12 protein-coding genes and 1 pseudogene are annotated in these 13834 nt (G+C 69.3%); 12 read left to right on the top strand and 1 reads right to left on the bottom strand.

The window, feature by feature from the left end:
• Positions 1-2: 2 nt before the first annotated feature.
• From ACIBAF_RS44475 to ACIBAF_RS44495, 5 genes are read left to right on the top strand one after another with little or no spacing between them, the layout of a single operon-like run.
• Positions 3-980, top strand: a complete 978-nt coding sequence (locus ACIBAF_RS44475; RefSeq protein ID WP_399471743.1) for a TauD/TfdA family dioxygenase — start codon at positions 3-5, stop codon at positions 978-980.
• A 16-nt stretch (positions 981-996) separates the two neighbouring features.
• Entirely contained in the window at positions 997-2028 is a 1032-nt protein-coding gene (gene sbnB / locus ACIBAF_RS44480) for a 2,3-diaminopropionate biosynthesis protein SbnB (RefSeq protein WP_399471720.1), read from the top strand.
• 29 nt (positions 2029-2057) lie between these two features.
• Positions 2058-3068 (top strand): 2,3-diaminopropionate biosynthesis protein SbnA, encoded by a 1011-nt coding sequence (sbnA, locus tag ACIBAF_RS44485; RefSeq protein ID WP_399471722.1) that lies wholly within the window; start codon positions 2058-2060, stop codon positions 3066-3068.
• Positions 3068-4051: a TauD/TfdA family dioxygenase gene (locus tag ACIBAF_RS44490; RefSeq protein WP_399471724.1), complete on the top strand. Its 984-nt coding sequence runs from the start codon at positions 3068-3070 to the stop codon at positions 4049-4051. Before sbnA ends, ACIBAF_RS44490 begins: the two co-directional genes overlap by 1 nt.
• 47 nt (positions 4052-4098) lie before the next feature.
• Entirely contained in the window at positions 4099-4746 is a 648-nt protein-coding gene (locus ACIBAF_RS44495) for a response regulator (protein WP_399471726.1), read from the top strand.
• A 110-nt stretch (positions 4747-4856) separates the two neighbouring features.
• Here ACIBAF_RS44495 and ACIBAF_RS44500 read toward each other — a convergent pair whose 3' ends face one another.
• A complete protein-coding gene (locus ACIBAF_RS44500; RefSeq protein ID WP_399471728.1) occupies positions 4857-6122 on the bottom strand; it encodes an IS701 family transposase in 1266 nt (421 codons plus the stop codon).
• A gap of 149 nt (positions 6123-6271) precedes the next feature.
• Here ACIBAF_RS44500 and ACIBAF_RS44505 point away from each other — a divergent pair, with 149 nt between their 5' ends.
• From ACIBAF_RS44505 to ACIBAF_RS44535, 7 genes and pseudogenes are all read left to right on the top strand, one after another.
• Complete coding sequence (locus ACIBAF_RS44505; protein WP_399471730.1) at positions 6272-7039, top strand: ABC transporter ATP-binding protein; 768 nt, start codon at positions 6272-6274, stop codon at positions 7037-7039.
• Positions 7033-8370 carry an FtsX-like permease family protein gene (locus ACIBAF_RS44510; protein ID WP_399471732.1) on the top strand — a complete coding sequence of 446 codons (1338 nt, stop codon included), beginning with the start codon at positions 7033-7035 and terminating at the stop codon, positions 8368-8370. Before ACIBAF_RS44505 ends, ACIBAF_RS44510 begins: the two co-directional genes overlap by 7 nt.
• On the top strand, positions 8367-9584 hold the full coding sequence (locus tag ACIBAF_RS44515) for a sensor histidine kinase (RefSeq protein ID WP_399471734.1): 1218 nt from the start codon (positions 8367-8369) through the stop codon (positions 9582-9584). The genes ACIBAF_RS44510 and ACIBAF_RS44515 overlap by 4 nt, the downstream gene beginning before the upstream one ends.
• Before the next feature lie 147 nt (positions 9585-9731).
• Positions 9732-10727 (top strand): alpha/beta hydrolase, encoded by a 996-nt coding sequence (locus ACIBAF_RS44520; RefSeq protein WP_399471736.1) that lies wholly within the window; start codon positions 9732-9734, stop codon positions 10725-10727.
• Positions 10720-12045: an acyltransferase gene (locus ACIBAF_RS44525; protein ID WP_399471738.1), complete on the top strand. Its 1326-nt coding sequence runs from the start codon at positions 10720-10722 to the stop codon at positions 12043-12045. Before ACIBAF_RS44520 ends, ACIBAF_RS44525 begins: the two co-directional genes overlap by 8 nt.
• A 105-nt stretch (positions 12046-12150) precedes the next feature.
• Positions 12151-12927 (top strand): class I SAM-dependent methyltransferase, encoded by a 777-nt coding sequence (locus tag ACIBAF_RS44530; protein WP_399471741.1) that lies wholly within the window; start codon positions 12151-12153, stop codon positions 12925-12927.
• 103 nt (positions 12928-13030) lie between these two features.
• A pseudogene (locus tag ACIBAF_RS44535) lies at positions 13031-13735 on the top strand (IS5 family transposase); the annotation flags it as partial.
• Positions 13736-13834 lie beyond the last annotated feature (99 nt).

Genomic DNA, 13834 nt, shown 5'->3' on the forward strand with positions numbered 1-13834 from the left:
ATGTGCCGCCGAACGACAGGGACCCCTTCGCCGGGCTCGATGGGCGCCGTGACGAGGGCCGACCGGCCGTCGTCACCGTAGCCGACGCGTCGGACCCGGTGGCCTGGGCCGCGGAGCACCGCGAGGCGCTGTACCGGATCGTCGCCTCGCAGGGTGCCGTACTGATACGCGGACTGGGGCTGCACGACGCCACCGGCGCGTCTGCGGTCCTCAGGACCCTCGCGGACGAGCTGATGACCGAACGCGAGGCGTTCGCGCCCCGCTGGTCGTACGACGACCGTATCTACTCGTCCTCCAAGTGGCCTCCGAACCAACCGATGTGCATGCACAACGAGCTGAGCTACGCGGTCGAGTTCCCGGCCACCATGGCCTTCGCCTGCCTGAGCGCGCCGAACAGCGGCGGGGCCACCGCTCTGGCCGATGCCGGCCGTGTCCTGCGGGGCCTGCCCAGCGACCTCGTCGAGCGCTTCGAGCGCGAGGGGTGGCTGCTCACCCGCAGCTACACCGAGGACATCGGCGTTCCGTGGACGGAGGCGTTCGGCACCACCGACCGGGGCGAGGTCGAGCGGTACTGCGCCGCCCACGACATCTCCTTCACGTGGCACGGCGAAGGGCTGCGGACCAGCCAGCGCCGCCCGGCGGTGATGCGCCACCCCGCCGATGGCGAGCGGCTCTGGTTCAACCAGATCGCCTTCCTCAACGAGTGGACGATGGCGCCCGAGGTCCGTGAGTACCTGGCCGACGTCTACGGCCGCGAAGGCCTGCCGTTCAACACGAGCTTCGGCAACGGTGACGAGATCACCGAGGACATCGTCCAGCTGATCAACAAGGTGTACGACTCCGTCACCATCGCCGAGCTATGGCGTCCCGGCGACGTGATGCTCGTCGACAACCTCCGCACGGCGCACAGCCGGCTGCCGTACGACGGAGCCCGCGAAGTACTCGTCGCGTTGGCGAACCCCACCAACCGATCCGTCTAGAGGTTCGAGAATCCACATGACGAAGCACAGCCCAACGTTCGCAGTGATCTCCGGCCGACAGGTGCAGCGTGCCCTGAGCGGGGAGGAGAGGCTGGTCACAGGAATCGTCGAGGCGGCCTACGTCGCGCACGGCACGGGGAGGACAGTCAATCCGCCCTCCTACTTCCTCCGGTTCCCCGACCGGCCCACCGCCCGCATCATCGCCCTGCCCGCGTCGCTCGGCGGGGACGACGGCGTGGACGGACTCAAGTGGATCTCCAGCTTCCCGGAGAACGTTAGTTCAGGACTGCCGCGTGCCTCGGCGGTCCTGATCCTCAACGATCCGCGCACCGGCTACCCGTACGCCTGCCTGGAGAGCTCGATCATCAGCGCGAGCAGGACGGCCGCGTTCGCCGCGCTCGCGGCCGACCGGCTCACCAGGGGCCGGAGCCGCCCCGCCAGGGTGGGCTTCGTCGGCACCGGTCTGATCGCTCGTTACGTGCACACCTACCTGGCGGGCACAGGCTGGTCCTTCGACGAGGTCGGCGTGCACGACCTGTCCGGCGAGCACGCGGCCGGCTTCGCCGACTACCTGGACCGCTCCGGCGAGAGCGGCCGGGTGACCGTGCACGGCTCCGTGGACGATCTGATCCGCAGCAGCGACCTGGTGGTCTTCGCCACCGTGGCGGGCACTCCGCACGTCACCGACCCGGAGCTGTTCGCCCACCACCCGGTGGTGCTCCATGTCTCGCTGCGGGATCTGGCGCCGGAGATCATCCTTGCCTCCGCCAACTATGTCGACGACGTCGAGCACTGTCTCAAGGCCGACACCTCGCCTCATCTGGCCGAACAGCTGACCGGTAACCGGGACTTCCTCGACGGGACGCTCTACGACGTGATGACGGGACGCACCACGGTGCCGTCCGACCGCACGGTGATCTTCTCCCCGTTCGGGCTCGGCGTGCTCGACCTGGCGGTCAGCGCCCATGTCTACGACCAGGTGTCGCGCAGCGACGATCTGCACATGGTCGAGGACTTCTTCCACGAGATGAACCGGTACGGCGGCTAGGGGTAGATGCCCCAGAACGGGAGGTAGCTGTGCCGATCATCTCAGAGGCGCAGGAATATCACGAGGAGGATCTGTTCATCGACCTCCGTCGGATTTTCGGGCGCAGACTCTACCTGAAATGTGAGGGGTTCAACTTCGCTGGTTCGATCAAGCTCAAGGCTGCACGGGCGATGGTCGAGGCGGCGGAGGCCGGCGGAGTGCTGCGGCCCGGCTCCATCGTGGTGGAGTCGTCGTCGGGCAACCTCGGCGTCGCGCTGAGCATCCTCGCCGCCAGCAAGGGCTACGACTTCGTCTGCGTCACCGACAACAGGTGCAACCTGGCCACGAAGCAGCTCATCGAGTCGATGGGGGGCACGGTCTACACCATTACGGAACCCGCGGCCGAGGGCGGCTTCCTGGGCGCGCGGCTGCGCCTGGTGCAGGAACTGTGCGAGTCGGACGACCGCTACGTCTGGCTCAACCAGTACGCGAATCCGAACAACGCGCTCGCGCACTACGGTTCGACGGCCCCGGCGATCGTCGCACGCTTCCCCGACCTGAAGGTGGCTTTCGTCGGTGCGGGCACCACCGGCACGCTCATGGGCTGTGCCCGCTACTTCAAGGAGAACCGGCCGGATGTCACGGTCGTCGCGGTCGACGCCGTCGGCTCCGTGACGTTCGGCGGCCCGTCCCTGCCGCGGATGATCCCTGGCCTCGGCACCGGGGTACGCCCGCCGCTGCTCGACCGGTCCTATGTGGACGACGTGATCCTTGTCGGCGAGGTGGAGACCGTCCGTGCCTGCCACCGGCTGGCCCGACGCGGCTTCCTCTTCGGCGGCTCCACCGGAACGGTGATCAGCGGTGCCCTCCGCTGGCTCGACGAGCACGCTCCGGGCGAGGACGTCACCACCGTGGCGATCGCGCCTGACCTGGGCGACAGGTACTTGGACTCGATCTACCACCGGGGCTGGGTCGAGGAGATATACGGCAGCGCGGCACTCGCCGACGAATTCGTGAAGCCTGAGGAAGTTCCGATGATGTTTGGTACGGGTGTTGGCTGATGACAGAGCTGCTGGAGAACGGCGTCGGTGCGGAGACCGCGTTCGCACTCGGCCATGAGGCCGCCCTGCTCGAAGCCGTCGCGAAGGAGATGCTCGACATCGCCGACGGCCGGGTCGACTCGCCCGAGTTCGTCGCCGCTGCCCGTGATGCCTGGGAAAGCCTGCCCGCCCCGCTGCGGAGGGAGATCCGCCGGTTCCGCCGGCACTCGGGTCCCCGCGGACGGCTGCTGCTACGGGGACTCCCCGTGGGCGACGACGCGCGGGACACCCCGTCGGCCGCGGACTCGGTTCAGCGGGAATCCTCCGTTGCCGCCGCGGTCCTCCTCATGGTGGCCTGCGGACTCGGTGACCCTGCCGCGTTCCGGCAGGAGAAGTCCGGCGCCCTGGTGCAGGACGTCGTACCGGTTCCCGGCCGCGAGGCGTTCCAGGGCAACGCGGGATCGGTTCTCCTCTCTTTCCACACCGAGAACGCCTTTCACGAGCACCGTCCGGACTACGTGATGCTGCTGTGCCTGCGCGCCGACCACGAAGGCGTCGCGGGGACCCGCACGGCGTGTGTCCGAGAGGTCCTGGACCTGCTCGGCCCGGCTGCCAGAAAGAGTCTGAGCCTCCCCCGGTTCATCACCGAGGCACCGCCCTCCTTCGGCGCCGGCTGCAAGGGCGCTCTCCACCACCCGGTGCTGGGCGGCTCGTGGGACGACCCCGACCTGAGGGTGGACTTCGCCGCCACCCGGGCGACGACGCAGGAGGGGGCTGCCGCCCTCGCCGAACTCGGGGCACTCCTCGAACAGGTGGCGTCAACGTCCGAACTGCTCCCGGGCGATCTGGTCGTCATCGACAACCATGTCACCGCGCACGGCCGCACCGCGTTCACCCCGCGCTACGACGGCAGGGACCGCTGGCTGCAGCGCACCTTCGCGCTCACCGCCCTGCGCCGCTCGCGAGGGCGGCGTCCGGACGACGGCTATGTGCTGATTGAATGAACTCCCGGTCGGGACCGGGTCGTTGACCGCGAACAGGGGAGCGCGCATTGCGATTGGTCATAGCCGAGGACTCGGTCATTCTCCGGGAAGGCATGGTGGAGTTGCTGACCGCCCGCGGCTGCGAGGTACTCGCCACCGCTGGCGACGCCGACGAACTGCTGGCCGCGGTGGCCGAGCACACCCCCGACGTCGCCGTGGTCGACATCCGTATGCCGCCGACCCATACCGACGAGGGCATCAGGGCCGCCGTCCAACTCCGCGCGGACCACCCGGGGGTGGGTGTCCTCGTGTTCTCCCAGCACGCCGAGCCGTCCTGGGCGGCCCGGCTGCTGGCGGGCGAGGCGTCGGGCATCGGGTACCTGCTCAAGGAGCGCGTCGCCGCCACCGCCGACTTCGTCGAGGCGCTGCGCCGGGTCGCGGCCGGCGGCGTGGCCCTCGATCCGGAGATCGTCCGTCGCATGCTGAACAACGGCACCAGCCCCCTGGAGCGCCTGACACCCAGGGAGCGAGAAGTCCTGGACCTGATGGCACAGGGCCACTCGAACCGCTCCATCGCCGGGCTGCTCGTCATCTCCGAACGGTCGGTGGAGAAGCACGCGGCCTCCGTGTTCGGAAAACTCGACCTGCCCATGACCGACGCCGACAACCGTCGCGTCAAGGCCGTACTCGCGTACTTGCAGGAGGTCAGGCCCTAGTAGGGCTTGGTCAGGTCTGTATTGCTGCTGGTATGTCGCGGTGACAGGTCGGGCAGGCGCCGGTCCAACCGCGAGGAGTGTCTGTAGCTCGCGGACGACCTGGTAGAGGCTCAGGCCGGCGCCGTGTCTTTTGGGGCACGGGCCAGTCGTTGCAGGGTGCAGAAGGCGTGCGCGACGGAGACAAGGGTGACGTGGTGGTGCCAGCCGCTCCAGGTCCGGCCCTCGAAGTGGGCAAGTCCCAGGGTCTGCTTCATCTCCCGGTAGTCGTGCTCGATGCGCCAGCGGAGTTTGGCGAGGCGGACCAGTGTGGTCAGCGGCATGCCGGAGGGCAGGTCGGACAGCCAGAACTGCACCGGCTCGCTCTCACCGGCAGGCCATTCGGCCAGCAGCCAGCACTCCGGCAGTTCCGGGCCGTCGGTGGCCTGGCGGACCTCGCGTCCGGCGGGCCGGATGCGCAAGGCCACGAAGCGGGAGTACATCCGCTTGCGGCCCGAGCGGCCGGTGCCGGGCCGGGAGCCTTCACGCCACTGCACCGGCCGGGCTGCCTTCCGTCCTGCGGCGATGACCAGCTCTTTCACCGACCGCGGCTTGTCGGGATACTTGGCCACCGGCGGGCGTCCGGTCCCGCAGTACGGCTCGGCCACCGGCACCGCGTCGGCGGGCTGGGCCGACAGCGTGGTGGAGATCCCTACCACGTAGTTCAGGCCGCGGGCCTGCAGTCCGTGCCGGAACGCGGCAGCGTCGCCGTATCCGGCGTCCGCGATGGCCAGCGGCACCTCGATCCCCCAGGAGCGGGTCTCATCGAGTATGTCCAGGGCCAGCTGCCACTTCTCCACATGCCCGACGTCGTCCGGGATCTGGCAGGCCACGCGACGGGCGACCTTGCCCGCATCGGCCTTCGCCGAGGCGGGATCCCATGTCCGGGGCAGGAACAGTCGCCAGTTGACCGCCGCGGAAGCGTGGTCGGAGGCGAGGTGGAGCGAGACGCCGACCTGGCAGTTGGTGACCTTGCCCGCGGTGCCGGTGTACTGCCGCGACACACACGCCGAGGCGGTCCCGTCCTTCAGGAACCCGGTGTCGTCGAAGACCAGGGCCTCCGGCCCGACCACTCCTTCCATCCGCCAGGCCAGTTTCGCCCGAATGTGGGCCGGGTCCCACGGGCTGGTGGTGATGAAATGGGCCAGTGCCTGCCGGTTCCCGTCCTCACCGAGCCGCGCGGCCATCGGCTCGACCGATTTACGCTGCCCGTCGGTCAGCAGCCCCCGCAGGTAGACCTGCCCCCAGCGGCGCTGGTCATTGCGCGCGAACGGCTCGAACACCTCCGCCGCGAACTCCTCCAACTCACCACGCACCACAGCAATCTCGTCCGGAGTCACACACTCTCAACGCCACACCGGGCCCGGAGGACACGCACCACCACAGCCGACCTGACCAAGCACTACTAGTCGGGGGGCGGATATCCGAACCCCGAAGACGGGAGGTAGCAGGGTGGTCCCGCGCCAGCTGAGCGACCGAGAATCGAGGTATGTCACTGAGCACTGAGTCCCCTGTCCCCTCCCTCGTGGAAGGAGGCCTGCGCATCCGCGCCGAGAACCTGCACCGTTCGTACGGCCGCGGCCGCGACGTGGTCCGTGCGCTGCGCGGCGTGGACGTCACCTTTGCTCCGGGCACGTTCACCGCAGTGATGGGTCCGTCCGGTTCGGGCAAGTCGACCCTGCTGCAGTGCCTCGCCGGAATCGACCGGCAGACCTCTGGCACGGTCCACTGGGGCACCACGGACATCACCGCGCTGCCCGAGCGGCGACTGGCGCTGCTGAGGCGAGCCGAGGCGGGCTTCATCTTCCAGTCGTACAACCTCATGCCCGCGATGACGGTCGAACAGAACGTCGCCCTCCCCGCCCGGTTGGCGGGCGACCGGGTGGACTGGGCCGCAGTCACCAAGTCCCTCGCGCAGGTGGGTCTCGCGGACCGGAGGAAGGAACGCCCCGGCCGCCTCTCCGGCGGTCAGCAGCAACGCGTCGCCGTCGCCCGCGCGTTGTACACCCGGCCGCGTATCCTCTTCGCCGACGAGCCGACCGGTGCCCTCGACCGTTCCACCGGCAGGGAAGTGCTGTGGCTGCTGCGGGAGGGTGTCGAGAACGAGGGTCGTACCTGCGTGATGGTGACACACGATCCGTTAGCCGCCAGTTTCGCCGACCGGGTCGTCGTCCTCGCCGACGGTGTCCTGGTCGACGACCTGGTACGCCCGTCCGCCGCGCTGATCGCCGAGAAGCTGAGCGAGCTGGCATGCTGAGGCTCGCCATGGCCATCCTGCGGGCCAGGCCCTCCTCCTTCGCCGGTCTGGCCACGGCGCTTCTGCTGGCCATCGCCGTGATCACGCTGTTCGGGTCGCTCATCGCCACGGCGATCGGCGGCGACGGCGGCTCGCGGCTCGGGGTGATCGGCGGGGCGTTCGGCGAGATCGCCATGCTGATGGCGCTGTTCGTGGTGGCCAACACGCTCTCGTTCTCCGTACGGCAACAAGCCCGTGACCTGGCTCTGCTTCGCACGAGCGGGGCGACGCCGGTACAGGTCAAACGGCTCGTCCGATGCCAGATGCTGCTGGTCACCCTCTTCGTCTCACCGCCGGCGTGGGTCCTCGGCTCCTGGGGCGCGCGATGGTTCCTCACCGAACTCGTCGCCCGGGGCATCGCCCCGGCGGGCGCGGCCGTGTCCTGGTCGCCGTGGCCCCCGCTGATCGGGACGGCTGCGACGCTGGTGGTCGGGGTCGGCGCGACGAAGATCGCCGCCCGCCGCGCGGTCCGGGGAAGGCCGTCCGAGGCACTGGCGCGGACGGCCGAAGAGGGCCGATTGGGCTGGCTGCGGGGCATCGCGGGCCTGCTCGTCCTCGCGGGCGCCGTACCCATGGTGATGCTCACGTTGGGGCAACCGGTGGAGAAGTCCGCCCAGGCGGCCCTGCTCGGATCGCTGATCCTCATGATCGCGGTGGGGCTGCTCGGCCCCCTGCTGACACGGCTGGCGATGGTGCTGCTCGGTCTGCCGTTCCGGCTGGCGGGCGCCAGGCACCGGGGCGACGCCGGTGGCGCTCTCGCCGCCGACAACCTGCGCGGCCAGGCCCACCGGCTGTCTTCCGCGGTGGTGCCGATCGCGCTGCTCGTCGGGCTCTCGACCACGTTCGCCGCCGTCACCGGAACCCTTCAGCAAGTTGCCCCGCCCGGTGCGTACGCCGAGAGCGACATCTGGCTACGCGGAGTGGAACTTGCCATGCTGGCCGGCTTCGGCTCGGTGACCACCGTGAACACACTTGTCTCACTGACCGCCTCGAGGCGCCGGGAGTACGCGCTGCTCGCGCTGACCGGCGCGACCCGGTGGCAGCTGATGCGGATGCTGGGCGCGGAGGCGACGCTGACCGCCATGGTGGGAGTGCTGCTCGGAGTCCTGGTCGCGGCGCCCACGAGCATGGCGTTCGCGGTGGCTGCCACGGGCGGTTGGCTTCCCACTGTCCCGCTCCAGACGTACGGTCCCCTGGTGCTGGGGACGGTGGCGCTGACCGTGCTGACGATCCTGTGCACCGGTACGCGGGCCACTTCGGAGCCCGCCGCGACCGCTGTGGGCACGGCATGACAGCGCCCCGCCCCGGAGACCCGGGCCATGAGAAGGTACGGACGACATGGCCGCGAGCCATCGCGTTCGCCGTCACCGGGCTGCCCCTTTCCCTCCTCGGCATCGTCTACGTCGTGGCCGTCCTCTACGTCGGCGGTCTGCTCTCGTTGACGCTGATCGGACTACCGGTGCTCGCGGTCGGCCTGCAGGGAGCCCGCCACCTCGGCCGTGCACAGGCGTGGCTGGTCCGGGCACTGCTCGGCGAGGTCGTCGATGCCCCCCCGCCCCTGCCGACCGCCGCCGGCGCGGTGCGCTGGATCCGGAGCAGCCTGTCCGACGTGACCGCTTGGCGCAGCATGCTCTACCTGCTGCTCCGGCTCCCTGTCGACGTCCTCACCTTCGTGGCGACGATCGGCTTGCCGGCGTTCAGCGTGTGGTCCGTCGTATGGGCGCTGATCGGCAGTCAGGAGCTGTGGCTGTCCGCCGTCACCGCCGTGGGCGCTCTGGTCGTCCTGGCGTTCACCCCGGTGACAGCCCGCGCGATGATGAACCTGCACCGGCTGCTGACCCGGGCGCTGCTCGGCCCCACCGCCTCCCAACTGCGGGTCCGCAAGCTCGAATGGGCGCGAAGCACGGCCCTCACGGAGGGCGACCGCGACCTGCGGCAGGTTGAACGCGACCTGCACGACGGTACACAGGCCCAGCTCGTCGCGATCGCCATGACGCTGTCACTGACCGCCGACGCCCTTGACGGCGAACCGTCCCTCGACCGGACCCGCACGCTCGTCACCCGGGCCCGTTCCCAGACCGACACGGCCATCGCGGAGCTGCGGCGCCTGATCGACGGGATCACCCCTGCGGCGCTGGAGCGGGGACTCGTCGACGCGCTGCCTCAGTTGACGGCGCAGGCCGGTGTGCCGGTCACGCTGACGGTGAACCTGCCGCAACGGCCGGACCCGGTGATCGAGCGAGTGGCGTACTTCTGCGTCGCCGAGCTGCTCACGAACATCGCCAAACACAGCGGGGCGACGCAGGCGTCGGTCGACGCGGACCTCGTCGGTGAACTGCTGCGGATCAAGGTCCACGACAACGGTGCCGGGGGAGCCAGGCTCGGGGCGGGCAGCGGCCTGCTGGGCCTGCGAGAACGGCTGGCCGCGGTCGACGGCACCCTCAGACTCGACAGCCCGCCCACGGGCTCCACCACCGGCGTGATCGAAATGCCCGTCCGGATCTGACCGCCGCCCTGCCTCCCGTCCGCACCTGACGGATCACGGCCCGGAGGAGGCGGATGCGCCCCTCCCCGGCCCTCGGTGCCTTCGACGTCACTCTCCCTCGGTTCGACGAGTCGGGCCGACCCATGCCCAGAGGAAGGAACGTTGTCCATGCGTGCTGCGCGGATCAGACACGGAATGTGGATAACCGCCGTCGCCGGATGCATCGTCGCGTCCGTCACGGCCGCCCAGGCGTCGGAGGTGTCCGGCCTGCCGGACGCGCCCCGCCATGCCTTCGTCACGGCGGAAGACCTGTCCGACCGCTACGCGGCGAACCGCCGGTACCTCGACGAGGCCGCCGCGGCGGCACGTCGGATGGACGACGGCGACCGCGCCAGGGCACTCGGCGCACTCGCCGCCGCCGACCGGAACTTCCTCGACGTCTCCGCCGAAGGCGACGGCCGGGCGGTGGAAGTGCTCGGCGATCTGGCGCACGCGCAGCGGATCGCCCTCCTGGTGCCGGGTTCGGACACCACCGTCGACACCTTCGACCACCTCGGCTCCCGGCACGGCTCGGTGGGCGGCGGCATCCGTGCGCTGCACCACCAGATGCGTCTCCTCGACCCCGGGACGCGGATCGCGGTGATCGGCTGGTACGGCTACCGGGCACCCCGCACGAAGAGCCGCGACGCTGTGACCCCCGCGCGGGCGCGGGAGGGCGGCAGGCTGCTCCGCGACCAGCTCCACCGGCTGCGGGAACTCAACCCCGGTGCGTCCGTGACCCTGTTGTGCCATTCGTACGGTTCCGTGGTGTGCGCGGAGGCGGTGCGCGGGACGGACCGGCGGGTGCAGTCCGGACTGACCGGTATCGCCGTCTTCGGCAGTCCGGGCATGGACGCCGGTTCCGCCTCGGAGCTGGGAATCCGCGTCCCGTTCTGGGCCGGCCGGGGAAGCAGGGACTGGATCTCGCACGTACCTCACGTACAACTACCTCTGCTCAGCGGGAGCGTGGGCTTCGGCGCAGACCCGGCGGCCGCGGACTTCGGAGCCCGGTCGCTGCCCACCGGCGACAGCCCGCACGGCGACTATCTGCGTCCCGGCAGCCTCTCCCTGCGGAACATCGCCCTGATCAGCCTGGGCCGGAGTGCGCAGGTGTCTCATGGCTGAGCTCCAGGTTCGGCCGGAAACCACGCCCCCCGCCACCGGGGCCGGCGCCCCGTTACGTCCCGCCGGGCCGGCCGCTGTGGACCGGCTGCACCGAGTGGTGCTGCGGATCGACGCGGCGACCCCGCTCTCCCGGGACCGCGCGGTCGACGTGCTGCGTGCCTACTCCATCGTCGGGGTGGTGCTCGGCCACTGGCTGGTGACCGCGGTGGTGCTGCGAGCGGGCGGCCACCTGGAAGGCGACAGTCCCTTGAGCCACATGCCGGGCCTCACGCCGGTGACCTGGCTGCTCCAGCCGCTCGCCGTGTTCTTCTTCGTCGGAGGCCGCGTCGGATCCCTGAGCTACGCCTCGGCGATGGCCGGCCGCCTCGGCTACCGTGCCTGGCTGGTACGGCGGCTGCGGCAACTGGCCCGCCCGACGCTGGCCCTGCTGGCAGTGTGGGCACTGGTGCTGATCGGGCTGGCCGCCGTGGGTGTGGCGTACGAGACGATCCGCACCTTGGTGCGGCTCGCCGTGTCTCCGCTCTGGTTCCTCTGCGTGTATGCGGTGATCACGGCGGCCACTCCACTGATGAGGCGGTGCGCCGGCCGACTGGCGTTCACGGCCTTCGTGCTGGTCGTGATCCTGGACCTGGCCCGCGGACTGGCCGGGGACACGGAGTGGGTCGACGTGTTCCGGTCGCTGAACGTCTTCGCGGGGTGGCTGGTGCCGTACGCGCTGGGCGTGCTCTGGGCGGCGGGCGGCCTCGCCCGCCGCAGGCACGCTGTCGGCATGCTCGTCGGCGGCGCGGCCACTCTGGCGGCCCTGGTGCTGTGGTGCGGCTACCCGGCGAGCATGGTCGGGGTCCCCGGGGCTGCGATGTCCAACCTCAGCCCGCCGAGTCTGGCGGCCGTCTGCTTCGGAGTGGGTCAGTGCGGGCTCGGACTGCTGCTGTGCGGTCCGCTGCGCCGGCTGACCGGGCAGCCGACGCAGCCGGCGCAGGCGGCGCAGGCGGTTCCGCCGCTTCCCGTCCGTGGGCCGGGGGCGCTGGTACGTGCCACAGCCGGACAGTTCCGCTGGGCAGCCGTGGCGCTGCTGAACCTGTCGGCCATGACCGTCTTCCTGTGGCACCAGACGTCCATGCTCGCCACCACCGTGGTCGCGCTCGGTTTCGGACAGCGCCGGTACGGCCTCCACACCGCGCCGGACAGCCCACTCTGGGTGGCGTCCCGCCTCGCCTGGATCCCTGTTTTCGCGAGTGTGCTCGCCGTCTTCTGGCTAGCGTTCCGAGACCTGGAGCGATCCACCTGCCAGTCCGCCGATAAACCCGCGAATACCTGACCGATATCGACATGATTTCCACCGATTATTGGGCAATATTGGACTGCTGTATGGTCTTCGGTTCTTGCTCTTCCGGTGGTCGTGACGAAATTAAGGAGAAATCTTGTGACTATTTTCAAGAGTGTCGATAATTCGGTGACGAGTGGTGTCGGTAAGGCTTACTCGTCGCGTTCCGTCGGCCCGCTCCGGGATCTCACCGTGGAATCCGTGTCGGCGCTCTATGTGAAGTACCGCGACGATCTGCGCGCCGTCCGGGACCAGCAGCGCGATTTTCTGCTGCGGCGCGGAAAGTCGATGAAGGCGCAGCTGGACGACTGCGAGGCGGAGATCACCTATCTACTGCTGCGTGAGTACCGTCCCGAGACAGTGGTCGAGATCGGCACGTTCTACGGCTGGTCCACCATGTGGATTCTGAGCGCTATACGGGATAACGGCGTGGGTCACCTGCATTCGTTCGACATCGTCGACAAAGTGGTGAGCAACGTGCCGGCCGATCTTTCTGTCGGCCGCTGGACGTTCACCAAGGGTGACGTCCGTGAGCGGCTCGGTGATATTCACACCCGCACCGATTACCTCTTCATCGACGCCGACCACGGCGCCCGGTTCGGCCGCTGGTATGTCGAGAACGTGTTCTCGAAGGTTCCCGCTGGAACCCCGACCAGCGTGCACGATGTCTTCCACGGGCGTCGGCCGAAGCCCATGAGCGAGGGGTCGGTGCTCATGAAGTGGCTCGCCAAGCGGGGTATCCCGTACTTCACTCCGTCGGCCGCGAAGGCTCCCGAGGTCATCGAGCACCTCGGTAGGGTGAAGAAGGAGCTGGGGCTCGACGTGCCGATCCGCGACAGCAGCCACAATCCGATGGTCTTCTTCACCCTCATTTGAGAGGGCGTTAAGTCCCGTTCGGGATGGTCTGGCGTCGCCCGTTCGTGGCTGATGGGACGGTTCCGCCTTCGCATCATGTCGTGTGCATGATGGGGTCGCGGGCATGGAACGGATGCCGTACGCAACGGACTTGCCCGACGAGCAGTGGGCGTTGATCGAGCCGCTGGTCACCGCGTGGAAGCAGGAGCGGGTGGCGCGGTCGGCGACCGGGGACCCGGGCTCCTGCGACCTGCGCGAGGTCGTGAACGCGCTGCTCTACCAGAACCGGACGGGCTGTCAGTGGCGGCTCCTGCCGCACGACCTCCCGGTCTGGTCTGCGGTGTTCTACTACTTCACCCTGTGGCGTCAGGACGGCCTTGACCAGCGGATTCAGGAGATCCTGCGCTGCCAGGTGCGGGAGCGGGCCAGACGATTAGAGGACCCGTCCCTGGTGATCATCGACACCCAGTCCGTCCGCGTGGCGGCCGGGGTGCCGAAGGAGACGACGGGACTGGACGCGAACAAGAAGACGCCCGGAAGGAAGCGCGGGCTCGCCGTGGACGTTCTGGGCCTGATCATCGGCGTGGTGGTCCTGCCCGCCTCCGCGCACGACAACGAGGCCGGCATCGCCCTGCTGGACCAGGCAATGGAGCGGTGCGGACTGCGCCTGGAGAAGGCCCTGGTCGACCAGGGCTTCAAGGACGCCGTGATCATCCATGGCGCGGTGAACGACATCGCCGTCGAGGTGGTGCGGCGCAACCCTGCCGACGAGGGCAAAGGCTTCGTCCCGCAGCCGAAGCGCTGGGTGGTCGAGATCTGTCAAGCACAGTGCACTCAGTGGACGTTAAGTCCGATCTTCCCCGGTTCGTGATCGCTCGATCGTGGGACTGATACTCGTCCGGGGCGACTGCTCGTCATGCCCATGCTG

Origin of the sequence: Streptomyces sp. NPDC051677, from assembly GCF_044453465.1 — a bacterium.
Classification (GTDB): Bacteria; Actinomycetota; Actinomycetes; order Streptomycetales; family Streptomycetaceae; genus Streptomyces.